At 43.7% G+C, this 24,006-nt stretch carries 19 protein-coding genes, 1 pseudogene and 1 riboswitch; of the genes and pseudogenes, 9 read left to right on the top strand and 11 right to left on the bottom strand.

The annotated features are described in order from the left end of the window. Positions 1–70: 70 nt before the first annotated feature. Complete coding sequence (locus SDEN_RS13305; RefSeq protein ID WP_011496984.1) at positions 71–1,921, top strand: M61 family metallopeptidase; 1,851 nt, start codon at positions 71–73, stop codon at positions 1,919–1,921. A gap of 213 nt (positions 1,922–2,134) precedes the next feature. Continuing rightward, positions 2,135–3,106, top strand: a complete 972-nt coding sequence (locus SDEN_RS13300; protein WP_011496983.1) for a PstS family phosphate ABC transporter substrate-binding protein — start codon at positions 2,135–2,137, stop codon at positions 3,104–3,106. 803 nt (positions 3,107–3,909) lie between these two features. On the opposite strand, the gene SDEN_RS13295 is transcribed toward SDEN_RS13300, so the two are convergent. Next, entirely contained in the window at positions 3,910–4,395 is a 486-nt protein-coding gene (locus SDEN_RS13295; RefSeq protein ID WP_011496982.1) for a glutathione peroxidase, read from the bottom strand. A gap of 150 nt (positions 4,396–4,545) precedes the next feature. Between SDEN_RS13295 and SDEN_RS13290 the strand changes: the two genes are divergently transcribed. Further along, positions 4,546–5,922, top strand: a complete 1,377-nt coding sequence (locus tag SDEN_RS13290) for a magnesium transporter (RefSeq protein ID WP_011496981.1) — start codon at positions 4,546–4,548, stop codon at positions 5,920–5,922. 282 nt (positions 5,923–6,204) lie between these two features. Here the strand turns inward: SDEN_RS13290 and SDEN_RS13285 are convergent, their stop codons facing one another. The 4 genes from SDEN_RS13285 to SDEN_RS13270 form a co-directional block, all read right to left on the bottom strand. Further along, complete coding sequence (locus tag SDEN_RS13285) at positions 6,205–6,366, bottom strand: hypothetical protein (protein ID WP_011496980.1); 162 nt, start codon at positions 6,364–6,366, stop codon at positions 6,205–6,207. Between the two features lie 220 nt (positions 6,367–6,586). Next, entirely contained in the window at positions 6,587–7,465 is an 879-nt protein-coding gene (rfbD, locus tag SDEN_RS13280) for a dTDP-4-dehydrorhamnose reductase (protein ID WP_011496979.1), read from the bottom strand. After that, positions 7,462–8,037: a dTDP-4-dehydrorhamnose 3,5-epimerase gene (gene rfbC / locus SDEN_RS13275; protein ID WP_011496978.1), complete on the bottom strand. Its 576-nt coding sequence runs from the start codon at positions 8,035–8,037 to the stop codon at positions 7,462–7,464. The genes rfbD and rfbC overlap by 4 nt, the downstream gene beginning before the upstream one ends. 117 nt (positions 8,038–8,154) lie before the next feature. After that, positions 8,155–9,282 carry a patatin-like phospholipase family protein gene (locus SDEN_RS13270; protein ID WP_011496977.1) on the bottom strand — a complete coding sequence of 376 codons (1,128 nt, stop codon included), beginning with the start codon at positions 9,280–9,282 and terminating at the stop codon, positions 8,155–8,157. A 299-nt stretch (positions 9,283–9,581) separates the two neighbouring features. Between SDEN_RS13270 and SDEN_RS13265 the strand changes: the two genes are divergently transcribed. Both SDEN_RS13265 and SDEN_RS13260 read left to right on the top strand, forming a co-directional pair. Continuing rightward, entirely contained in the window at positions 9,582–11,129 is a 1,548-nt protein-coding gene (locus SDEN_RS13265; RefSeq protein ID WP_011496976.1) for a DUF3369 domain-containing protein, read from the top strand. Between the two features lie 6 nt (positions 11,130–11,135). Then, positions 11,136–12,500 (top strand): sensor histidine kinase, encoded by a 1,365-nt coding sequence (locus SDEN_RS13260; protein ID WP_011496975.1) that lies wholly within the window; start codon positions 11,136–11,138, stop codon positions 12,498–12,500. Between the two features lie 170 nt (positions 12,501–12,670). Here SDEN_RS13260 and SDEN_RS13255 read toward each other — a convergent pair whose 3' ends face one another. From SDEN_RS13255 to SDEN_RS13235, 5 genes are all read right to left on the bottom strand, one after another. After that, complete coding sequence (locus tag SDEN_RS13255; RefSeq protein ID WP_011496974.1) at positions 12,671–14,386, bottom strand: proline--tRNA ligase; 1,716 nt, start codon at positions 14,384–14,386, stop codon at positions 12,671–12,673. Between the two features lie 113 nt (positions 14,387–14,499). Beyond that, positions 14,500–15,114: an acyltransferase gene (locus SDEN_RS13250; protein ID WP_011496973.1), complete on the bottom strand. Its 615-nt coding sequence runs from the start codon at positions 15,112–15,114 to the stop codon at positions 14,500–14,502. Beyond that, positions 15,101–15,898: a tRNA (N6-threonylcarbamoyladenosine(37)-N6)-methyltransferase TrmO gene (gene tsaA, locus SDEN_RS13245; RefSeq protein WP_011496972.1), complete on the bottom strand. Its 798-nt coding sequence runs from the start codon at positions 15,896–15,898 to the stop codon at positions 15,101–15,103. The genes SDEN_RS13250 and tsaA overlap by 14 nt, the downstream gene beginning before the upstream one ends. Before the next feature lie 27 nt (positions 15,899–15,925). After that, positions 15,926–16,318, bottom strand: a complete 393-nt coding sequence (gene rcsF, locus SDEN_RS13240) for an Rcs stress response system protein RcsF (RefSeq protein ID WP_011496971.1) — start codon at positions 16,316–16,318, stop codon at positions 15,926–15,928. A gap of 158 nt (positions 16,319–16,476) precedes the next feature. Continuing rightward, the gene (locus SDEN_RS13235; protein WP_011496970.1) at positions 16,477–16,884 is read right to left on the bottom strand and encodes an H-NS family nucleoid-associated regulatory protein; all 408 of its coding nucleotides are present in this window, start codon (positions 16,882–16,884) and stop codon (positions 16,477–16,479) included. Positions 16,885–17,772: 888 nt separating this feature from the next. On the opposite strand from SDEN_RS13235, the gene SDEN_RS13230 reads away from it, so the two are divergent. The 4 genes from SDEN_RS13230 to SDEN_RS13215 all read left to right on the top strand — a co-directional run bounded on the left by SDEN_RS13230 (position 17,773) and on the right by SDEN_RS13215 (position 22,070). Continuing rightward, positions 17,773–18,522 (top strand): electron transfer flavoprotein subunit beta/FixA family protein, encoded by a 750-nt coding sequence (locus SDEN_RS13230; RefSeq protein WP_011496969.1) that lies wholly within the window; start codon positions 17,773–17,775, stop codon positions 18,520–18,522. Position 18,523: 1 nt separating this feature from the next. Further along, positions 18,524–19,447, top strand: a complete 924-nt coding sequence (locus tag SDEN_RS13225; RefSeq protein ID WP_011496968.1) for an electron transfer flavoprotein subunit alpha/FixB family protein — start codon at positions 18,524–18,526, stop codon at positions 19,445–19,447. Positions 19,448–19,538: 91 nt separating this feature from the next. Continuing rightward, positions 19,539–19,736, top strand: a riboswitch (Lysine riboswitch). Between the two features lie 69 nt (positions 19,737–19,805). After that, positions 19,806–21,374: a Na+/H+ antiporter NhaC family protein gene (locus tag SDEN_RS13220; protein ID WP_041405810.1), complete on the top strand. Its 1,569-nt coding sequence runs from the start codon at positions 19,806–19,808 to the stop codon at positions 21,372–21,374. A gap of 117 nt (positions 21,375–21,491) precedes the next feature. Next, on the top strand, positions 21,492–22,070 hold the full coding sequence (locus SDEN_RS13215) for a thymidine kinase (protein WP_011496966.1): 579 nt from the start codon (positions 21,492–21,494) through the stop codon (positions 22,068–22,070). Positions 22,071–22,165: 95 nt separating this feature from the next. On the opposite strand, the pseudogene SDEN_RS13210 reads toward SDEN_RS13215, so the two are convergent. Next, positions 22,166–23,957 (bottom strand): annotated as a pseudogene (locus SDEN_RS13210) (acyl-CoA dehydrogenase C-terminal domain-containing protein). Between the last annotated feature and the right edge of the window lie 49 nt (positions 23,958–24,006).

Genomic DNA, 24,006 nt, shown 5'->3' with positions numbered 1-24,006 from the left:
GTTAGAAAATAGCTGGAGCTTGTTATACTCGCCACAAAAAAAGAAAGCAAATTTACCAGAGGAAATTAGAGTGACATTACCCACTTTCGCAAAGTCTTGCCTATATCTAGCCTTATCGGCGAGTGCTTTTTTAGGCACGGTTAACGCCGATGTGCATTATAAGATTGATTTACGCTCTCCAGAGCACCACGGCGCCACCGTAGAGGTGCAATTCCCTCAGACGAAGAGCAACACACTTAAGGTCAATCTGCCAATGTGGCGCACCGGGAAGTATCAAATGCTGCCCCTTGCTGACGGTATACGCAAATTTAGCGCGACAGACAGTCAAGGCAAATCACTTAAATGGCAGCGATTAGGGAGCGGCGAGTGGCAAGTTGAGTTAGAAAAGCCGACTTCTGTGACGGTAAGTTATCAGCTGTATGCTAATGATTTAGGCTTAAGGGTCAGGGACATTAATGCCACCCATGCGTTTTTAGATGCCAGTGGTGTCTTTATGTATAGCCCTAGCAGCCAGGCCGAGCCTTTGTCTGTGAGCTTGCAGGTGCCAACAGGTTGGAAAAGCTATTCAGGCATGGAAAAAGGCAGTACTAACCAAGAACAAGTGCATGTCTTTAAAGCGGATAATTACCATGTATTAGTGGACTCCCCTATAGAAACGGGTATCAATACGGCCTACGATTTTAACGCCGATGGCCGTGAATATCAGGCTGTTTTCTGGGGGGAGGGGAATTATGATAGCCAGAAAATTGTTGCTGATCTGACTAAAATCAGTGCTCAAGCCAAGCGGATTTGGAGTGGCTTCCCCTTTGAGCGATACGTGTATATGATCCACGCGACGAGTGGAGAAAAGGGCGCGACTGAACATCTAAATTCCACCGTCATTCAATTACCTCGATTTAACTTCCGCGAAAGAGAGGACTACCTGCGTTTTATTAGCACAGCGTCCCATGAATTTATTCATACTTGGAACGTTAAAGCCTATCGTCCACAAGGTTTAGTGCCTTACGATTATCAAGCCGAAAACCTGACCAGCTTATTGTGGATAGCAGAAGGCTCTACCAGTTATTTTCAGAATCAATTTTTGTTAAGCGCAGGGATAATGACAGCCAAAGAGTTTTTACAGGACTTGGCTAAACGCATAGATGCGAATCTTAAAACGCCAGGTAAAGCCATGCAGTCGGTCGCCGAGGCAAGCTTAGGACAGTGGACCAGTACTGGCGGTGATTACGCCATGAATCATAGCGTGAACATCTATTCTGAGGGTTATTTTGCTTCCTTGTCGTTAGATTTTACCTTGCTTGAAGACAGCGGGCTTAAACACAGTTATCGAGATGTACATCGCGCGCTTTATGCGGATTTCAAGCTACCTAAGGCTTATGGTGTCAATGATGTGAAAGGCATTTTAACTTCACTGACGGGGAAAGATTATCAAGCCTGGTGGCAACAAAACGTCGATAGCCCAATGAGCCTAGATTTTGATAGGCTGTTGAATAAAGCCGGTCTTAAATTGCAATACGGTAAGAAAGCCAAAACCACAGTGGATGCCGGCATGAGTTTGACTGGCGTTCATGGTGATTTGACGTTAGGCCATGTGAGTAAAGATGGGCCAGCTTGGCAAGCGGGCTTAACTGCGGGTGATGAAATCGTCGCAATTAACGGCTTAAAAGTCACCAGTGAAGGTTTTAATAAGCGCCTAGAAGATTTTAACGCCGGCGATACAATGACACTGAGCGTGTTTAAACAGCAGCAGTTACAACAAGTGACGCTTACCTTAGCCGAGCAAGCTAAAGGGGATGCCATGTTAGTGGGCGTTGCTAAGCCCAGTGCTGCTCAAAAGGCTTTTTATAAGGCTTGGTTAGGCATGGATTGGCCTTTTGATGACAAAGGCAAACTGCTTGATAGCGACAACTCAAATGAGTAAAGCCGTTAGGCTAGTGGGTCAGGCAAGTGATTGAAAAAAGCCATCTTAGGATGGCTTTATTGTTGCGGCTCTTGGCGAACAAAAGGCATGAGGCAGTTTGGTTTATCCAGTGTCATATAAGTGTCACTTATTAGTAATAGACTTGTCATGCTGGCCAATGATACTGAGCTGGTTAATTCAACCCAAGTACGCTTTTTAATCTGGAGCACTAGAATGAAATTGAAACAGCTTGTTAGCGCAATGACTTTAACTGCAGTCAGTGTATTCTCTGCAGCTTCTATGGCATCAATCGATGCCGCCCTGCCTACTTATGAAAAAACCAGCGGTGTGTCAGGTAATTTATCTTCAGTAGGTTCAGACACGTTAGCAAACATGATGACCTTATGGGCAGAAGAGTTTAAGCATATTTACCCTAATGTGAATATTCAAATTCAAGCCGCGGGTTCTTCTACTGCGCCGCCAGCATTAACTGAAGGCACATCCCAGTTCGGTCCAATGAGCCGCAAGATGAAGCCAAACGAAGTCGAAGCCTTTGAGAAACACTATGGTTATCAACCAACCGCTATCCGGGTAGCGATTGATGCATTGGCTGTGTTTGTGCATAAAGACAACCCAATTAAAGGCCTTAGCATAGCTCAAATCGATAGCATCTTTTCATCGACCAACAAATGTGGTGGTGATGAAGCCAATCGTTGGGGGCAACTAGGTTTAGACGGTAACTGGAAAGAGAAAGACATTCAGTTGTATGGCCGTAATTCAGTGTCAGGAACCTACGGATACTTTAAAGAGAAGGCCCTATGTAAAGGTGATTTTAAAGCCAACGTAAACGAGCAACCGGGTTCAGCTTCGGTGGTACAGTCTGTGTCCCAGTCACTTAATGCCATAGGTTATTCTGGCATTGGTTATAAGACAGCTGGCGTGCGTGCATTAGCTATATCGAAGAAGGGCGGTGAGCTTATTGCTGCAACTCCTGAAAATGCTGCCAGCGGTACTTATCCATTATCACGTTACCTGTACGTGTATATCAATAAGCACCCCAATAAAGAATTATCACCCATGGATCGTGAATTCATACGTTATGTTTTGTCTAAACAAGGCCAACAAGTGGTTGAGAAAGATGGTTATGTACCATTACCACGCAGCGTAGTGGCCAAAGATTTAGAAAAAGCCGGTATACGCCTGTAATAATAACTCTTGTTTGATAAAAGGCCTCTTCGGAGGCCTTTTTTGTGTCTGGCATCCGTGAAATATCGATTATGAGGCATCGAAAATAAGACAAAAAAAAGCAACCTAAATAAGGTTGCGACGTTTGCAAAAGCAATGCGTTTGATAGTGAAACACCTATCTAAAAAGGGAGGATGATGAACAAAAATGTGTAAAACAAATTTGGTACATAATGTATGACTCAAGCTGTTGAGATAAGTTCCGTTTAAGTGGGATTTATTTCGTTTATTTTAGCCGCCGTCGAATATCTTGACTTCAGCTCACAATCTTCCCCAAACAGCAGGCAAAAAAAAGCAACCTAAATAAGGTTGCGACGTTTGCAAAAGCAATGCGTTTGATAGTGAAACACCTATCTAAAAAGGGAGGAGGATGAACAATAATGTGTAAAACAAATTTGGTACATAATGTATGACTCAAGCTGTTGAGATAAGTTCATTCCAAGATGATATTTTTTACTCATCGTTTTCAATATCTGTTCAGTGGCTGTGAATTTTAGGCATAAAAAAAGGCAATCAATGGATTGCCTATCGATCTACTTTGAGATCAAAGGGGCCGCGCTAGAAGCCCCAGGGAGATGATGAAGAAAGTGAAAAATGACTTTCAATATATTGGAGCCCTTGCCAGAGGAAAAGTTCATTATTAAATTGAAATTTTGATCATTTATTTAATTTTGTTAGCTGATGATATTTAAAGGTGTTATTTATCAGATGATTGCCTTGCTTTTTATTTTTAACCACCAAGTAACTTATTCAATACATGGCTGATTAACTTAACAGTTTGGCTATCTTGGGCGCTAAGGTTTCGGGTTTGGTGGTCGGTGCAAAACGTTCCAGTACATTCCCTTCGCCATCCACCAGAAACTTAGTGAAATTCCACTTTATGCCTTCTGTGCCTAACACTCCCTTGGCCGTATTTTTAAGGTACTGATATAAAGGTGCCGCATTGGCGCCATTGACCTCTATCTTGCTAAACAGTGGAAAACTCACCCCGAAGTTTATTTCGCAGAATTGGCTGATCTTGGCTTCGTTTTCTTTTTCTTGGGCACCAAACTGATTACAAGGAAAGCCAAGAACGGCGAAACCTTTAGCTGAGTATGACTGGTAAAGCTCTTCTAATGCCTTGTATTGTGGTGTAAAACCGCATTGACTGGCGGTATTAACAATTAACAGTACTTTGCCTTTAAAACTGCTCATACTGATGTTGTTACCTTGGATGTCTGTGACTGTGAAATCGTAGATAGAATTTGGCATAATAAGCTCCAAAAAATAGGGTGTACAGACTATAGTCAAAATGTGAGTTTTTCACAATTAGATTGTGTGCAATTTTTTATATCTATTTGCTTATAAATGTAAAAATCAATATAGTTTGTCCATATTTGTCATTGTGAAAGGGGCCGTTGCGTGAATGAAATTGAGACCGAGATTGAAACTGGTACTCAAACTCAGGCAGAAGTAAGTCTTGTTGTTCAACAGCTTACAGAGGCTGAAGGTGAGGCTCAAGCCGAGGTTTTTAGCGATATTCTCGAAGAGGCTGAACCTGGCACGATTTCAATTCTATTAGAATCTTTACCCTTAGATGAGCGTTACGATCGTTGGCAACAAGTTGCCATAGAAGCAAGGGCTGAAGTATTAAGCCTGATGCGTGCCGATCCGCGTTTGGGGATCTTGAAAAAGATGCCCAGCGAAGAGATTGATCTGCTGTTTAGTCAATTAAGCCCTGAAGACTTAATTGACTGGAGTGACTCATTACCCGATAGCATGATTGACAGAGCGCTAGCCCAGATGGGCGAGCGACAACGTCGGCACTTTGAGCTTTATAATCAATATGGTGAAAATGAAATAGGCCGTTATGCCGATCATCAAATGTTAGTGTTAGGCCACTTATCTTCAGTCGCTCAAGGGCAGCGATTTTTTAGGCGTATCGATCTAGATTGTAATGATCACCTTTTTTTAGTGGATGAAGAAGATAAGTACCTTGGTACTGTTAGGCGCCATGATCTGTTTAAACAAGATCCCGACACTTTGCTTGAGTCATTAATTTGGGAAGATGGCCGCTCTATTGCCGCCGATTCGTCGCTAATTGAGGCCGCCGAAGCGGTTGAGCATAGCCGTGAGCTTGAATTCCCAGTGGTTGATGCCGAAGGGGTATTGATAGGCCGAGTGACACTGCGTACCGCGACAGCATTAGTGCGTGAGCATTATGAAGCTCAGTTGATGGCGACCGCGGGTATGGATGAGGACGACGATCTCTTCGCCCCCATTATGATAGGTGCAAGGCGCCGTGCTGTATGGTTAGGCATTAACTTACTGACCGCATTTTTAGCTTCGGCGACCATAGGCTTATTCGAGAATGTGTTATCGCAAGTGGTGGCCTTGGCGGTATTAATGCCTATTGTTGCTTCCATGGGCGGCATTGCTGGCAGTCAGTCGCTAACCCTGATGATCCGTGGTATGGCCATGGGACAGATTTCAGCGGGTAACGTGATGTCGCTGCTGAAAAACGAACTGGGCATAGGTGCTGTTAACGGGATACTTTGGTCCATTACTGTGGGCATAGTTGCTGGCTGGTGGTTTAATGATGGAGTCATGGGGGTCATCATAGGCTCTGCTATCTTAATCAACATGGCTGTGGCGGCCATGGCAGGGGTTATCATCCCTATGGTATTGCAAAAATTCAATCAAGATGCGGCCTTGTCGGGTTCGGTGATTTTAACCACAGTGACGGATGTCGTCGGCTTCTTTACTTTCCTAGGATTAGCGACCATTTTATATCTTTAATCATGTCTGGGAGTACTTAAGTCCACAGCCCTTCGAGTGGGTTAGTTAAGTGCCGCTAGATAATTAATATGATAGGTTTCATAGTCAAGGATCGCTTAGCGGTCCTTTTTTTATGTCATTTTTAATTACTAGAGATAATGATAAAGAAACATCAAATCACGGTTTAGTCTTTATTTCAGCGTGTTAGAAAAACTAAGTCTATGAGCTGTGAGGGGGGGGGCAACAAAAAAGCAAGTTGCGAGCAACTTGCTTTCATCAATTTGAGGTGGCAAAAACCTTAAGTTATTTCCACTTAGCGGGGACAAAATCCATACTGGCATTATCATCAACAAAACGGCGTTTGTTATCGCGACGGCGTTGTTTAACACGTTTGGTCTTTTGTTTTTCCTTGATGTTATCGCCCCATGGCGTTGCATCGTCATCAAATTCGAATGTGTGAGACATGATCTAAGTCCTGATAGAACACCAATTTATTAATGCAATTGGTATAACAATACCACTCTTGGTAACTTACCCTTTTTACCTAATGCTAGGATTGATCGAAAGCGAAATTTTTCTGCATTGTTGGTGAATTTATTTGCATGAATCATGTTGTTTTCATATGCAGGGGATGCACTCGGTTAATTAACATGAGTCATTAATAACTTAGCCAAGAAGTTTACGGTTAAGTTTTATTAAGTAAGTACTGAGTTAACTGTGTTTGCCAGGGCTTAACTAAACAAATTTCAATGGAGTCATCACATGCCAGCGCGCTGTATGCAGGTCTATTAACGATTGATGAATAGCATTCACTGCTGATAGGGATTATTGGGATCGGCTGTTTTACTATGCCAAGCAGCAAGGCTTGGCGCTGAATTTCTACGGCAAACTCAAACCAAGAACATACCCCAGAATCGCTCCAATGGTAGATGGGAGAGAATGACTTAACATGGCGCAGAGACCAGATGAAGTTTGCCAAACCAAGCACATACGTTGGACTACCATATTGGTCTGCTACCACGCTAAGGGTCTCTTTGGTGCGCATTAAGTTAAGCATGGAATCAACAAAGTGTCGCCCTTGTCCACCATAAAGCCAAGAAGTGCGCACTATGGTTAACTTGGTGTCATTGTGCGCCAATATTCCTCGCTCACCTTGGCGTTTAGTCTGGCCATAATGATTGATGGGGTTCGGACTGTCTGTGCATAAATACGGGCTGTGTTTATTGCCATCGAAAACATAATCACTGGAAAGATGAATTAGGCGAGCACCTTGTTGTTTTGCAAGGCGCGCAAGTTCACTCACGGCGGCGCCGTTTATGCTAGTGGCTAACTCACGTTCCTGTTCGGCTAATTCAACCTGAGTAAAGCCTGCCGCATTGATGATGATTTGAGGTGTGAGTGCTTGCAAGCATTGGCCTAATTTAGGCACATTAGTGATATCCAGCGCTTTCCTGCTTAAGGCAATAACATTGATATCAGCGGGCTTCGAAGCCAACAAGGCTTGGCCGACTTGCCCCTTCGCGCCTAAAATTAGCACAGTGATTGGTTTTTTTGCCTCAGTCATTTTATTTTCTGCATCATAACCAGAGGGTTTGAGGCTTGACAGAAAAACTGTGGATTGTCTTTTATTGATAAAATGGGCTCAGCTTCAAGGGGCCAATCTATGGCTAGTTGAGGATCATTCCAAGGGATGACTCGCTCATCATGGCTCTGATAATAATCACTGCATTTATAGACGATATCGGCGATATCTGAGAGCACATAAAAACCGTGGGCAAAACCTGTGGGGATCCACATTTGTAACCGGTTTTCTGCTGAAAGGATATGGCCTACCCAGTGGCCAAAGGTTGCCGATTGTGGCCGAATATCGACAGCCACATCAAATATTTCACCTTGGGAAACCCGCACTAACTTACCTTGGGGATGATGCTCTTGGAAGTGTAACCCCCTGAGTACATGGCGATGAGAACGTGAAACATTGTCTTGCACTAACGGGGTTGCCGCCATGCCATTGGCCATGAGGCAAGCATCAAATTCTTTTTGCCTGAATGTTTCCATAAAAAAGCCGCGCTCATCACCATGGAGTGTGGGCTTAAAGAGTAATACCTCCGGGATGGTGGTGGGTTGGCAATTCATTTTTTGGCATACTGTCTCAGGTGTTGAATGTCCAAATTATACCTTAAGCATCTCAGTGAGTCGTGTCGTTGTTTGTCAGTTATTCCAACGGGTTTTGTATTTTTATGACTCTTTTGCTTAGTGAGCGATATTAAAGAAGGATTTAATCTCATCGATTTGTGCCATAGCATCACTATACCCTAAGTTGATCAAGGCACTGGTATAGCTTTTTTCGAATAACAAGTAAGACACGATACTGGAATCTGATTGCCGTTCAAGCCCCATTAACCTTAACAAGGCCTTAACGGCATAGGGCATATCTTGATAGAAGCGAGCGGCAATCTGACTTAAATCTTCGCTGGGTTTGATCACTAAGGTTTTGATGGGCCGCAGACTCAGATCGCGGCGATTTTCCTCTGGAATTAACCCTAAGGTGGTATTGATGCGGGTGAGGCGCTCTAAATCACTGTTCAGTGTGTCTGAAAATATCGTATCCAACAGGTGGCCTGCTATGGTGGCTGTTTTAGGGTGATACTTAAGTTCTAAATTATTGACTTTATGTGGGCTGTCTAAATTGATCACAAACAGTTTGTCAGCGCCTAAATGAATTGGGCTCGATAAGGGGGATAGCTGGTGCACTGAGCCATCGCCAAAATAGGCTTGGTTAAGTTTAATTGACGGGAACACCAAAGGAATAGCGGAACTTGCCAGTAAATGATCTGTATTGAGGCGAGCCCTTAACCCCATTCGGCGGGATCTATGCCAATCGTCGATGCTGTCTTTGGCCTGAAAAAAACTGTAGGAGCGGGAATCATTGTAGCAGGAGGCATCTATGCTCAGTGCCGTTAAGGCATTGTTGGCTATGTTTCTGTCTATTCTTTTAAAATCAATTAACTGATTGAGTAAATTTCGCAGCGGACTATTATCAAATAGGCTACCAGCGTCTGTATTTACCTTGTCATCCTGTAAGCCTTTGATGGCCATTTTTCCTAGATGGGAAAGCACGCCTGCCACTGAGGCTTTATACACTTTATGGGTTTCAAAATTACGCCATACCCACTCAAGTTTACGCACTCCAAGATGAAAACAGGATGCATGGGTGGCTAATGAGGTAGCATTGATGGCACCGGCGGATGTCCCACTTATTATTTTAAATGGCACCCCATGATTGCGGGGATAGAATTGGGCTAAGGCTTTGAGTACCCCAATTTGGTAAGCGGCTCTGGAGCCGCCGCCGCCTAGAACGAGTGCTATGGAATCAGACAATGAAAATCCTCACTTTATGTCGCCTTAGCATACCTTATTCAACATTGATGACATCACCAGGTTATTATTGATTGGCCTTGTCATGGTTTAGCGCATTTTGTCGCAAAGGTAAGCTATTTTTAACTGACGGCATAGTTGATGTTTTATTTATGTTACTTGGATAATAAGCTAAATTTTCAATATCAAACAAGACTATTGCTGAAGATAAATTCCATCAAGTATGAAAGCTATAGACTAGAATTATTCACAGACACAGAAAATACCCACTTTTGGCATAGGCAGAGAAAAAGGATCACTGAGTGGCATTATTTAAACAATCATCAACTAGCCCTAAGAAAGATGACAAGGCCGATGCGAGCCAATATTGGAAAGTGGTTATTATTGACGATGAACCTGGCATTCACGATGTCACTAAGTTCGCCTTGAATAGTTTCAACTTTGAAGGTAAAAGCCTTAAATTTTATTCCTGTTACAGCGCAGAGGAGGGCTTTGCGCTAATGCGTGACGAAACCGATATCGCGCTCGCCTTTATCGATGTAGTGATGGAGAGCGATCAGGCGGGGTTAGAATTAGTCCATAAAATCCGTAACGAATTAGATAACCACTGCACTAGGATCATTCTTCGCACAGGCCAGCCAGGCAGTGCCCCAGAAGAGCAAGTTATTCGTGAATACGATATTAACGATTATAAAGCAAAAACAGAGCTCACCGCTGCCAAGTTAAAATCCTGCGTTTACACCTCACTGCGATCTTACCGTGATATCAAAATCATTGAACAAAGCCAAAAAGGCATGGAGCGGGTTATTTCAGCGTCAAGTTCAGTGCTTAAGAGTCACACCTTGCACCATTTTGGTAGTGCAGTACTGGAACAGACACTGCAACTCTTGAATCTAGACACCTCAGCATTGTATTTAGCCAGTTATCACCAAGATTTATACTTAGATACTCAAATGACCTTACTTGCTGCTACCGGCGACATGGTGAGTTATAAGGAGATAGAGAATGTTGAATCCTTACCTGCCGATGTAAAAGAATACATTATCGAAGCCATCGCCCTTAAGACATCAATAATCAATGACAATATTTATGTTGGTTTTTATCAGTTTGGCCAAGATGTCACCAGTATTCTGTATTTGGAACACAATACTGCACTGACAACACTTCAAGTGCGTATTTTAGAACTGTTTGCGGCTAATGTAAGCTTAACCTTTGAGAATTTGGCGGGTAAAGAAAACATACAACAGACTCAAAAAGAGCTGATCCTCATCATAGGTGATGCAATAGAGCAGCGTAGCAAAGAGACTGGGGCACATGTGCGCAGAGTGGCCATGATGAGTGAGATGCTTGCCACACATTTGCAATTGGGTGAAAGTTTTATTGAGACCATTCGCTATGCAGCGCCTTTGCATGATGTGGGGAAAATTGGCATTCCAGAGAGCATATTGCATAAGCCGGGTAAGCTTGACGAGGCAGAGTGGGAAATAATGAAAACCCATGCAGAGAAAGGATATAGGTTGCTGGCAGGATCAAATCGCATTATCGCTAAAATGGGAGCAAGAATTGCTCACACTCACCACGAACGTTGGGATGGCACAGGTTACCCAAGAGGATTAGTGGGCGATGAAAGCCCCATAGAAGGGCGGATCATGGCCATCGTCGATGTGATTGATGCGTTATTGTCAAAGCGCAGCTACAAAGAGGCTTGGCCTGTTGAAAAGGTAAGGGACTACATTATAGCGCAGTCGGGCAAGCAATTTGATCCCACACTTTGTGGTGCATGTTTGCACTTAATGGACAAGCTTTCGGCCATTCACAAGGATTTCCCCGATGAGAAATCGGTGGAGTGATGTTTCATGGATATTGAATTAAAAAATTTATTATTTGAAATTAATAAGTCGCCCGTAATTGATGATGGCGATTTGACCGTGGCTTCTGAGCTGATTGTTAACGCCATCACTAAAGGCTTAACGATTAGCCGAGCGGGCATTTGGCTACTGAGTGAAGATAAGCAGCAATTAAAAAGTTACCTGCTTAAAGAAGCGAAACAGACGATTGCCAATATTAGCCTGCAACGCTCAGGTTTTCCGGTATTTTTTAATGCACTCGATAAGGAGCTAAATCTCGTTATTCATCGTGAAGAAGATGACTATATTCATTCTGAGTTTTTAGACGCTTACCTTATCCCCAATGATATCACTAGCCTCATTGCCAGCCCTATCCGTCATCATGGTGAGATGGTTGGGGTATTAATAGCAGAGCAAACATCGCTAGTTAAGCCCTGGAGTTTGGACGATGAAGACTTTGTTTGTGCATTAGCGGGCGTTTTTGGCAGGGTGTTGGGCGCAAAGCAAACGCTCACTTATCAACAGAAACTCACTCAGATTAATGCAGAACTTGAAGCTCAAGTGACTCTGCGCACTCAGGCCTTGAATGAAGCGTTAAATAACTTACACGTCACTCAGTCGACTTTACTCGAAAGTGAGAAAATGGCGGCTTTAGGTAGCCTAGTCGCCGGTGTCGCTCATGAAGTGAATACCCCCCTCGGTATAGCGGTCACCTCAGTGAGCCATTGTATCGATGAGCTTAATTTACTTAAGAAGCGTTTTTCTAGTAATGAGCTTGATGAAGAAGACTTTGTGGCTTTCATCGATACCTTATCTGATGGCTTGCAATTGATTGATCGCAACCTTTCACGGGCCGCTGAGTTGGTGCATAACTTTAAGCGTACCGCAGCAGATCAACTGACCTTAGAGAAAGAGCGTTTTAATTTATCCCATTATTTAGAACAGATCTCAAGTCCCCTTAGGCCATTGACTCGAAAGCACAATATTCGATTAGATATAAATATTACTGATGATATTTTTGTTGAATCCTACCCTGGTGCCATAGCACAAATTTTCACAAACTTAGTTTCCAATTGTTTTCGCCATGCGTATCCAGTCAGTTTTATTGGCGACAAACAGATAGTCTTAGGTGCTGAACGCTGTGGTGATGAAATTAAAATGTATTATAAAGATAACGGCAAGGGCTTAACCCCTGAAGTGAAAGATAAAATATTCGAACCTTTTTTTACTACTGCTAGAAACGAAGGCGGGACAGGACTTGGAATGTCGATAGTGTTTAACTTAGTGAATAAAACCTTAGGTGGGCGTCTGGTATTACTCTCAGACATAGATCAAGGGTTAGAGATAGATATTTTTATCCAGGCGACTGAATAATTTAAGCTACTAGGATATGGGGGCTACTGGATAAGCCATTATGTTGAGTTAAACCAGAATTCAGATAATAAAAAAGCCGCTCAAACTTAGCAAAATCCTAAAGTTTGGCGGCTTTTACGTTAAAGGCTTAACATATTATTAGCCCTTTCTTTAAACTTACCTTTTTAAGGTTAAGCTTTTAATGAAGATTTAAGAAAGTCGACAATTTGATCTAATGGAATATCTTGCTTCTCACCTGTGCGGCGGTTTTTATATTCAAATACGCCAGCATCTATGTTGCGATCGCCAATGACGACCACATGCGGTAAGCCAATCAGTTCCATATCGGCAAACATCACCCCAGGACGCTCTTTACGGTCATCGAGTAACACTTCGATACCGGCGTCATTTAGGTCTTGATAAAGCTTCTCTGCAATGTCAGCCACTCGATGAGACTTGTGCATGTTCATCGGCAATATGCCCACAGTGAAAGGGGCTAAGGCTTCAGGCAGCATTATGCCTCTATCATCGTGGTTTTGCTCAATCGCTGCTGCCACTATGCGGCTAACGCCGACACCGTAACAGCCCATGAGCATCACTTGAGATTTTCCGTTCTCATCCAATACTGTGGCGTTCATGGCTTTTGAGTAATTGGTGCCAAGCTGGAAAATATGACCCACTTCAATACCGCGAGCCATAGCATAAGTGCCTAAACCATCAGGGGTGGCTTCACCTTCGACAACGTTACGGATGTCAGCAGCCGTTGCCAGTGGTAAATCGCGCTCCCAGTTGATACCAATAAAATGTTTATCATCTTGGTTAGCACCAGCGGCAAAATCACTCATAACGCTGACACTGTGATCGATAAACACTGGAATATTCAAACCAACAGGGCCGATTGAACCTGGACCTGCGCCAATGGCAGCACGTATTTCGGCTTCTGATGCAAACTCCAGTGGTGAGGCCACTAAGTCAATCTTGTCGGCTTTAACTTCATTAAGCTCGTGGTCACCGCGAATGACTAAGGCGATAAGTGGCTGCTCTTCAGTCGCCCCTTTAACGATTAAAGTCTTAACCGTGCTAGTGATGCTTAAATCGAACTGCTCGACTAACTCGGCGATGGTCTTAGCATTAGGGGTATCGATAGTGCTCATCGCTTGAGATGGCGCCAGCCGAGACTGTGTTGGTATTGCCGCTTCTGCTTTCTCTATGTTGGCGGCATAATCGCTACCGGTCGAGTAAGCGATTAAGTCTTCACCGCTGTTGGCAAGCACGTGGAATTCGTGGGAAAGACTGCCACCAATTGAACCTGTGTCAGCAAGTACAGGGCGGAATGCAAGTCCCATACGAGTGAAAATATTGTTATAGGCCGTGAACATTGCCTGATAAGTTTCATCCATGGTGCCTTGATCTAAATGGAACGAGTAGGCATCTTTCATTAAGAATTCACGGGCACGCATTACGCCAAAACGTGGGCGCACTTCATCGCGAAACTTGGTTTGGATTTGATACAGGCTTAAAGGCAGCTGCTTATATGAGCTGACTTCTTTACGCACAAGATCTGTGATCACTTCTTCATGGGTCGGGCCAAGGACAAAATCACGATTGTGTCTGTCTTGGAAGCGCAGCAGTTCAGGACCAAACTTTTCCCAGCGACCCGTTTCAATCCATAAGTCAGCAGGTTGAACTAGGGGCATCAGAATTTCGATGGCGCCAGCCTTGTTCATTTCTTCACGCACGATAGCTTCAACTTTACGTAAAACACGTAAACCAGACGGCAACCAGCTGTAAAGACCCGAAGCATTACGGCGGATCATACCCGCACGCAGCATTAACTGATGACTTATCACCTCTGCATTTGCAGGTGTTTCTTTTTGTGTTGAAAGCAGGTACTTGCTAACTCGCATTCCCAATGTCCAATTAGTAGCTATGAATGAGCGCCATTTTAGCAGCTAGTGGGATGATGTCACCTGATAATTAAAGGGATGAGTACACAAATAGAAGGGGATGAGCTATGGGGTTATGTTTTATCTCGCCTATCGCCTATGACCCGGGCAGGATTACCGGCAACGATGGCAAAATCGGCCACGTTTTTTGTCACAATCGCCCCCATACCAACCACAGCATGATTGCCTATGGTAACGCCGTCCACTATGCCTGCTTGGGCACCAATCCACACATCCTCACCTATGACTATGCCATTGGATGACACGGTTTGTTGATAGATGGGATTGCCCATAGCCATGCCATGATTAAAGGCATAGATGGTGACATTATTGGCAATGCGTGTTTGTTTGCCTATGGTTATTCCTGCTCGGCCTCCATCTAAGCTACAGCCATGATTAATAGCCACTTCATCACCTAAGGTAATTGGGCCGTGGATAAACACATCGGCGGCTATCATGCACAAGTTGCCTATATGGATATCTCGTCCGGGTTCTGCGAACAATTTAGCTTCAGGGGCAATAAAGCATCGCTCACCTATGTGGACAGTTTCTAATTGTTTAAGTGTTGACTGTATTTGGTCTTGCCAAGGCTTGGCCCAAACTAAGTGCTTATCTTTTAATGAGAAATACAGCCAAGGCATCCATGATAATCGCTGTTTGTGTTGAGCTTGGTAATCAGGCTTTTCCATTATCAGGCTCACTTTTACCTAAGCGTGTGGGTTTAAGCTCTATGACTTCAATTTTATCGTCAACTAGGTGCCAGAAAATATCTAAATCATACAGGGCTACTTGATATAGTTTAGCGTCTAGCTTAGTTTTTTTGTAAGCAGGGCGAGGGTCTTGGGATAACACCCCGATGATGAGACTTTCAAGTTCGGCGTACTGGGATTGAGCACCTAAATGTGCAAGCTGATTAGCGGCAAGTGAAGAAAAGCTTACCGGGATAAGCTCTGGCGCATCTTGGGCAATGCCGCCGCGGGCGTCAAAAATGGCATCGGAGAAGGGGATATAAGGCTTAATATCGATAATAGGCGTGCCGTCCAGTAAGTCCATGCCAGAAATTTCTAAACATATTTTACCTTTGCGTTGCACTACACCATGAAGGCGCACCACAGATTGGCCTATGCCATTGGGCCTGAAGGTGGAGCGGGTAGCAAATACGCCTAACTTTTCGTTGCCGCCTAAACGCGGTGGCCTGACTGTGGTTTTCCAGCCTTGGGATAAATTTTCATGGAAGCAAAATAATAGCCATAAATGGGAGTACTGCTCAATACCACGCACGGCATCTAAGTGGTTCACCTCAGAGGTTAATTCAATATAACCCTTTGCATTAACTAACCCAGGTTGCCGTGGAATACCAAACTTTTGTTTGTAGGGGCTGCGGCAAATAGCGACAGCGTTAATGGTATTACTAAATACGGGTTCTTTGTGTGCAATCTTGACCGTATTTGGTACTGAGTTTATATCCGTCATAAGATTAAGCTTGATACCCAAAGGCTATTATTGCTGATTTATTTTGATGGCTTGCGCGACACATAAGGCACGGCTAACACAATCTTGTTCTGGCACTTCAATAAGTTGACAACTCTGGATAATAATTCCGTTAGCACCAAGATCGGCCGCTGCTCGTCTGGCTAAGGTCCTAGCGTCAGCAATCGATGCAGGAGCATCATTTTCTTTAATCTGACAGGTTTCACCGCTGACAAGTTTTAGGCGCTTAAAAGGCGCACTAGGACTAGAGTTCGCATCGAAAACAGTGACTTCGCTGGGTTTAAAATAATCATTAATAGCTTTAGGGTCTAAATTGCTTTTAAAGCCATAATCACCCGCACAGGCGGTGATTAATAAGGTGACAGCGCCGCAACTTAAATTGCGTAGAGAGATAAAAGACATAAATCTAGCCTGAAAGAGGAGTGAAGCCTTAGTTTACCTTGTCTGAAAAGCTTGAGAAAGTCTTAGCTTGATAAAGGATGAAAATAAAAAAGCCTGTATTAATACAGGCTTTTCTGAGCTAGGCCGTGTGTTTGTCACGGCAGAAGGTGGGGGAAAACTTATTCCATGCCAGGAATTAAGAAATCTTCCATTTTTTTGCCTTTTTCTAGCTGAGTTTTAAATACCGTTGGCATACGACCTTGGCCTGTCCATTGGATCTGTTCGCCATCAACGGTAATTTGATATTTAGCAGGACGTGGAGCACGTTTCTTAGCCGGTGTTTTCGCTACGGCAACATCACCTAAATCATTAATCGATAAACCATTGTTTTCGATTTGAGCCAAAATTTCAGCAATCTTTGCATTACGCTCAGCATTAGCTGCAGATTCTGCTTTTTCTTCGGCTTCACGTTCAGTGATGATCTTCTCTAGCTTAACGGCTAAATCACGTAAGTCGGTTAGGGCTAGTTCTTTCACTGCAGCTTTAAAGCGGCGTCCGTGAGTTAGAATATTTAAAAAATCGCTCATATCTGTGTTCATCCTAATCTAGAGTGTAAAGTAATGGTCTATTTAGCATATTGCAGGTGAATTAGTTTAAGAAATCTCACTACTGACTTAAGCCTGATAAGTAATATAGTCAAAGAAATCCATTTAAACAGCTAATCAACTTAGATTTATTTCAACATGAATAGGCAGTCAAATGAAAAGACAATGTAAATGCCATGAACTTAAGTTGTTACATTTAGTGTCGCATAGCTTACAGGATGCTAAATGTAATGACATAACACATTAAAAATCAAAGAAACATCATTGATGGGCTATCTTTCTTTAAAACTCAACCCTTATGAACTAAGTCGTAAGTGCTTATGTATTTTCGCCAAACTAAATATTAATGATGATTAATCATATTCTCTTTAGTCTGTCAGTGTTGTCATAACAACCCAATACTGTCTTTTAGAAAAATAGCGCTATCTGATGATGTACTATGTTTATCTCGCGTTAGTGCGTTAAGTGTTCACTTCTAACGTTCATATTTTAACTACTCAACACAAATGCTAAGCATAAGTACTAAGTGTTAGCTCAATCTGTCGTCAAATCTATAAATTAGCAATGATGTTCACAAACGAATATGCTTTCGTAAACTTAATGATAGAAACTAAAATATTTATAATCAAATCAAATTACATATTAATTGAAAATTAAATAAAGATAATTACCCATAAGTTATAAAATTGGGTATTTCATATGATTTTCATCACACTTTAGGGTGACTTTTGTGAACAGAGCGCGCAAAAAATGCAAACGCTTGTTTAACACCGGTTGACGTTAACGTCAACAGGACGTAAAGTTGGCCTATCTTGCATTGGGTTCACCAATGCTCAACCCACATACATTGAAGGTGTAGAAGGAAGCCCTATGAAAGTATTGGTGCCAGTAAAACGCGTAGTCGATGCCAATGTGAAAGTCAGGGTTAAAGCTGACAACACAAATGTTGATACAGCAAACCTTAAAATGGCCTTAAACCCATTCTGTGAAATAGCTGTTGAAGAGGCGGTGCGCCTTAAAGAAGCCGGAAAAGCAACTGAAGTTATTGTTGTCAGTGTCGGTACTAAGGCAGTACAAGAGCAGCTAAGAACAGCGATGGCGCTAGGGGCTGACAGGGCTATTCATATAGAAACAGATGAAGAGTTAGTGCCTTTATCTATCGCTAAGCTACTGCTTGCGGTGCAGCAAAAAGAGCAAGCGGAGTTAGTGATTTTTGGTAAGCAGTCTATTGATGGTGACAATAACCAGACTGGACAAATGCTGGCGGCGTTAGCAGGTATGCCTCAGGCGACCTTTGCTTCTGAGATTAACATTGAAGGACAAACTGCCACAGTGACTCGTGAAGTCGATGGCGGTTTGCAAACTTTGACCATGCCATTACCCGCCGTCGTGACTGTGGACCTACGTTTAAATGAACCCCGTTATGCGTCTTTGCCTAACATTATGAAGGCAAAGCGTAAGCCTTTGGATGTGATGTCGATTGCGGATTTAGGCGTTGAACTCAAAGTACACCAGAAGGTACTTAAGGTGGCTCCACCGTCAGAACGTAAAGCCGGGATCATGGTTTCCTCTGTGGAAGAGTTGATCGAGAAATTAAAAACTGAAGCGAAGGTGATCTAACATGGCCATTTTAGTCTTAGCTGAACATGATAATACCCATTTAAAATTAGATACCGCTAAAGTGATTAGTGCGGCCAAAGCCATAGGCGCCGAAATACATTTATTAGTGGCAGGCTTTGAATGTGCTGAAGTGGTGACCGCTGCCAAAACCCTAGATGGCGTAAGCAAAGTATTGGTGGCAGATGCTTCTGTTTACCAGGCACAGCTTGCTGAAAACCTATCGGCTTTAGTCTTAACACTTGCATCTGACTATGAACACATTTTGAGTGCTGCCTCAAGCGTGGGTAAAGACACTTTACCTCGGGTTGCAGCCTTATTGGATGTGGCTCAGATTTCTGAAGTGATAGAAGTTGTTAGTCCTGATACATTCGTCAGACCAATATACGCGGGTAACGCATTAGCGACAGTGCAGAGTTTAGATAGCAAAAAAGTGATGACAGTGCGCTCAAGTGCATTTGATGTCGCCGCATCTAACGGCAATGCTGAAGTGGTGAGCTTAACTCAGGTGATTGAAGCTAAAACGGCTTTTGTATCACAGGAGCTCACTGTCTCGGCCCGTCCTGAACTGGGAAGCGCTGGCATCATAGTGTCTGGTGGTCGCGGTATGGGTAGCGGCGAAAATTTCGCACTACTTGAAACCTTAGCCGATAAGCTGGGTGCTGCGGTTGGCGCATCACGTGCAGCAGTAGATGCAGGCTTTGTTCCTAACGATTTACAAGTCGGACAGACGGGTAAAATTGTTGCACCTGATTTGTATATAGCAGTGGGTATTTCTGGCGCGATTCAGCATCTTGCCGGTATGAAAGATTCAAAGATCATTGTTGCTATCAACAAAGATCCAGAAGCCCCTATCTTTCAAGTGGCAGATTATGGCTTAGAAGCAGACTTATTTGAGGCTGTACCTGCACTGACTAACTTGCTTTAATTAGTGAACTAAATCAAACTAAGCGCCTGTGAGTTGATAGACTCACAGGCGCTTATGTTTATATGTGCCCGCGTTGACTTAATTCAACGCCCTTTATGGTAGAGGTGCGCTAATTATAAGTAGTGATCAGTAGGGTGATGCCTAAGATCGTTCACGAAAGGAGTTAGTGCCGAAGTTGAGCTATCCATCATGATCTACTGCTGGTGTTGCTGTTGAAAAAGCGCAACACTGCCATGGTGTTTTTTATCGGGAAGATAGAAGATTTTAACCGTGGAGCGCTACTGATAGGACAGGTGTTTAATGCGTTTCCTGCCACCGGTTCAGTTGCCTCCATACGTTCGTATTAAAGAAAATGACAATGAACCTAATAACTTATTCTGATTCCATGCTTTCCTTACTCCCTCCTTTAGTTGCCATCATTCTGGCTATTTTCACCCGCCATGTACTCTTGTCTCTTGGCTTTGGGATCATCATTGGTGCCTTATTGCTTAATGACTTTTCTGTGATGGCCAGCGGTGAATTTGTCGCTAAAAGCGTCAGTGGCCTAGTGTGGACGGATGGCGGACTTAACAGCTGGAATCTGTACATCATAGGCTTCCTGATGGTGCTTGGGATGATCACGGCCTTGATAACTGTCAGCGGCTCAGCTCGGGCATTCGCAGAATGGGCAAGGCTGCGCATTAGAAGCAAGCGGGATGCTAAATTACTGACTATCTTCCTAGGTTGTGTGGTGTTTATTGATGATTATTTTAACAGCTTAGTCGTAGGTGCAATCTCTCGCCCCATTACCGACCGATATCATGTGTCTCGAGCTAAACTTGCCTATGTACTGGACTCGACAGCGGCGCCTGTGTGTGTCTTGTCGCCAATATCCAGTTGGGGGGCATACATTATTGCACTTATTGGCGGTATTTTAACGGCTCATGGTTTTGCCGATTCAGGCCATTTAAGCCTGTTTGTGCAGATGATCCCGATGAACTTCTATGCCATTTTCGCTTTGCTACTGCTGTTGTGTGTTGCCATGTTCGGTCTTGATGTCGGCCCAATGCGCAAACATGAAATGAATGCCAAGAAAGGCGAGTTATTTGATGAATCGAAAGGCATTCCCGCTGGCGCCATAGCTGAACTGCCTGAAGCCGATACCGGCAGTGTATTAGGCTTGTTTTTGCCTATTTTGATGTTGGTGTTGGGGACTTGCTACTTTATGGTTTCAAGTGGTGCAAACGCGCTCCAGGATGCCAATATTGAATTTAGTTTACTGGGTGCCTTTGAAAAAACGGATGTCAGTTCATCATTATTTTTCGGTGCGCTGAATGGCTTTGCTGTAACGATTATCCTGAGCCTAGTGCAGAAAATCGAGCTTGGCATGATAGCAAAAGGTTTGACACTAGGTGCCCGCTCCATGTTGCCGGCCATTTATATTCTATTATTTGCCTGGACTATCGCAGGTATCATTGGCGAGTTAGAAACCGGTAAGTATATGGCAAGCTTAGCCACTAGTGGCAATATTCCTTTCGCGCTGTTACCTTCAGTATTATTTATTTTGGCAGGCATTACCGCATTTTCAACGGGAACCAGTTGGGGCACGTTTGGGATCATGCTGCCCATTGCCGCAGACATGGCCATGGGAAGCGATAGCACCATGATGCTACCTATGTTGTCTGCGGTATTGGCAGGCGCTGTATTTGGCGATCATTGTTCACCGATTTCAGACACCACCATTTTGTCTTCAACTGGGGCGAGTTGTCATCATATCGACCATGTGGTAACCCAATTACCTTATGCGCTTATCGCAGCAATGATAAGCCTTGTGGGGTATTTAGTTTTAGGTTTTAGTCAGTCTTTACTCTATAGCCTTGCAGCAGCAAGTGGACTATTCGTTATTAGTGTTTTTATTCTCAAAGTGAAAGCTAACCGTTATTTCTAAATATGAAATAGCGATAATTAACCATGCCGTTAACCGAAAGTAGCGGCATTGTTATTATGCTTTTAGGTATCCTCATCCACCTAGCGGCGGTATAAACCTCATTCAAGGACATGTATTTTGGCACAACTTTATTTCTATTATTCGGCGATGAACGCGGGTAAGTCGACTTCGTTATTACAATCTTCCTATAACTATCGTGAGCGCGGTATGAATACCTTGGTGATGACTGCATCCATTGATAATCGTTATGGCATAGGTAAAGTGGCGTCTAGAATAGGTTTGCAAACCGAAGCACAAGTGTTTGGTGAAGGTGATAACTTAATTGAATTGGTTGAAGCGACTCATCAGCAGACTAAATTACATTGCGTATTAGTCGATGAAAGCCAATTTTTGAGTAAAGAGCAAGTGAGGCAATTAACCCATGTGGTGGATAATTTAGATATTCCCGTGTTGTGTTACGGTCTTCGCAGTGACTTTCAAGGTGAACTATTTACCGGTAGTCAGTATTTGCTGGCTTGGGCTGATAAGTTGGTGGAGCTTAAGACCATTTGCCATTGCGGCCGCAAGGCGAATATGGTGGTCCGTCTTGATGGTGAAGGTAAGCCTATGCGAGAAGGTGAGCAAGTTGCCATAGGCGGTAACGAGAGCTATGAATCTGTGTGCCGTAAGCATTTTCGTGAGTTTTTGTGGGATTAAGGTCAATGCGAACTTAAGAATGAACAATAAAAAACAGCTTCAATTGAAGCTGTTTTTTATTGTGGCTTGGTCACTGAGGAACAGAGATTAATACCTTAGAAGTATGAGTCATTAAATTCTGTGATTTGAATGCTTGAGGCTTCTATTTGCAGCCTTAGACTCTTAGCTTGGCTGCCCCAATAGCTCATGAAGAAGCTTGCGGTTTGCAGTTTAGCTTGATAGAAATCCGCATCTTTTGGGTTGGACGTTAATGCTGTAATAGCGATGTCGGCCATTCTGGTCCACATCCAAGCAAGGGCGGTTATCCCCAATAGTTTCATATAAGCCATGGACGCAGCACCTAAGCTATCTGGTGATGTTGCCGCAAGACTTACAATATATCCTGTGGCTTTTTCAAGTTCAGTGGCAGCGCTCATTAAACCGGTAATATATGGGGTCAGTTGCGCCTTATCTTGGCGACTGAGTATAAAGTCTTTCACCAGACCTTGCCATAAGCCTAAGGCGTGTCCTTTATCACTTAAGAGTTTCCTGCCGACTAAATCCAGTGCCTGCACCCCATTGGTGCCTTCATAGATCATTGCAATGCGAATGTCTCTGACAAACTGCTCCATGCCCCATTCATTGATATAACCATGACCGCCAAACACTTGCTGCGCATCGACGCAGGCATTGAATCCTTCTTGGGTGACAAAGCCTTTCACTATCGGTGTAAACAGAGCGGCTAATGCCGAAGCTTGCTTAGCTTTCACTGGGTCGTTATGACGCTCGGCTTCATCGAGCCATAAAGCTTGCTGGCCCATAAGCGCGCGTGCGCCTTCATTAAAGGATTTTTGTGATAAAAGCATACGACGAATGTCGCCATGGAACAAAATGCTGTCAGCGGCTTGCTGTGGCTGTTTAGCACCGCTTAGTGCACGACCTTGAATACGATCTTTAGCGTAGGCGAGAGCATTTTGATAGGCTATATCCGATACGCCAAGCCCCTGTATACCGACCCCAAGCCGTGCTTGATTCATCATGGTAAACATAGCCTTAAGCCCTTGATGAGCATCGCCAATCAGTTCACCAATCGCGCCATCAAAGTGCATGACACAGGTTGAATTACCGTGGATCCCCATTTTATGTTCAAGCCCGGTGGCGCTGAGGCTGTTGAGCGCTCCTAAACTGCCATCGGCACTAACCAGAAATTTAGGAACAGCGAACAGAGAAATGCCTTTAACGCCAGCGGGGGCATCGGGCAAGCGTGCCAGCACTAAATGGATGATATTGTCGGCAAGGTCGTGATCGCCTGAGGAGATAAATATTTTCTCGCCACTGATGGCAAAGGTTGTTTCACTCACAGGGACAGCTTTGGTTCGCAGTAAGGCTAAATCGGTGCCAGCATGGGATTCAGTTAAGTTCATGGTGCCAGTCCATTCACCACTGACAAGTTTTGGCAGGTATTTTTGTTTTAAGGCTTCATTTCCGTGGGCATGAATGGCGCTGTAAGCCCCATGAGTTAAACCTGGATACATGGCAAATGCCATATTTGGTGGCGGTTTTCATTTCCGTGGCAAAGGTGCCAACCACTTCGGGCAGTCCTTGACCACCAAATTCTGGATCGCAAGTTAAGGTTGCCCAGCCGTTATCCACATACTGCCGATACGCTGAGATATATCCTTCAGGAGTGATAACTTTGCCATCTTTTAGTGCACAACCTTGTCTATCGCCACTGGCGTTGATTGGCAGCATGACTTCGGTGGCAAAATCGGCAACACCTTGCAAGATGGCGTCAATAAGCTCAGGGTCAAAATCATCGAAGCCTTTCAACTCATCTTGCTGATATATATTGAGTAGCTCTGAAAGGATGAATTGATAATCTCTAAGTGGCGCTTGATAGATGGGCATAGTTAGGTTCCTTGGATTAAGAGTTCCTTATTGTTATGCCATTAATCTA

Origin of the sequence: Shewanella denitrificans OS217 (assembly GCF_000013765.1) — a bacterium.
Taxonomy (GTDB): Bacteria; Pseudomonadota; Gammaproteobacteria; order Enterobacterales; family Shewanellaceae; genus Shewanella; species Shewanella denitrificans.
The sequence above is the reverse complement of the archived record's forward strand: the minus strand, read 5'-3'. Positions and strand labels throughout refer to the sequence as shown.

Bases quoted from the DNA above. Each gene is read 5' to 3' on its own strand.
- SDEN_RS13300 (WP_011496983.1), top strand. From the start codon at position 2,135: ATGAAATTGAAACAGCTTGTTAGCGCAATGACTTTAACTGCAGTCAGT.
- SDEN_RS13295 (WP_011496982.1), bottom strand. From the start codon at position 4,395: ATGCCAAATTCTATCTACGATTTCACAGTCACAGACATCCAAGGTAAC.
- SDEN_RS13285 (WP_011496980.1), bottom strand. From the start codon at position 6,366: ATGTCTCACACATTCGAATTTGATGACGATGCAACGCCATGGGGCGAT.
- rfbD (WP_011496979.1), bottom strand. From the start codon at position 7,465: ATGACTGAGGCAAAAAAACCAATCACTGTGCTAATTTTAGGCGCGAAG.
- rfbC (WP_011496978.1), bottom strand. From the start codon at position 8,037: ATGAATTGCCAACCCACCACCATCCCGGAGGTATTACTCTTTAAGCCC.
- SDEN_RS13260 (WP_011496975.1), top strand. From the start codon at position 11,136: ATGGATATTGAATTAAAAAATTTATTATTTGAAATTAATAAGTCGCCC.
- SDEN_RS13255 (WP_011496974.1), bottom strand. From the start codon at position 14,386: ATGCGAGTTAGCAAGTACCTGCTTTCAACACAAAAAGAAACACCTGCA.
- SDEN_RS13250 (WP_011496973.1), bottom strand. From the start codon at position 15,114: ATGGAAAAGCCTGATTACCAAGCTCAACACAAACAGCGATTATCATGG.
- tsaA (WP_011496972.1), bottom strand. From the start codon at position 15,898: ATGACGGATATAAACTCAGTACCAAATACGGTCAAGATTGCACACAAA.
- rcsF (WP_011496971.1), bottom strand. From the start codon at position 16,318: ATGTCTTTTATCTCTCTACGCAATTTAAGTTGCGGCGCTGTCACCTTA.
- SDEN_RS13235 (WP_011496970.1), bottom strand. From the start codon at position 16,884: ATGAGCGATTTTTTAAATATTCTAACTCACGGACGCCGCTTTAAAGCT.
- SDEN_RS13230 (WP_011496969.1), top strand. From the start codon at position 17,773: ATGAAAGTATTGGTGCCAGTAAAACGCGTAGTCGATGCCAATGTGAAA.
- SDEN_RS13225 (WP_011496968.1), top strand. From the start codon at position 18,524: ATGGCCATTTTAGTCTTAGCTGAACATGATAATACCCATTTAAAATTA.
- SDEN_RS13220 (WP_041405810.1), top strand. From the start codon at position 19,806: ATGAACCTAATAACTTATTCTGATTCCATGCTTTCCTTACTCCCTCCT.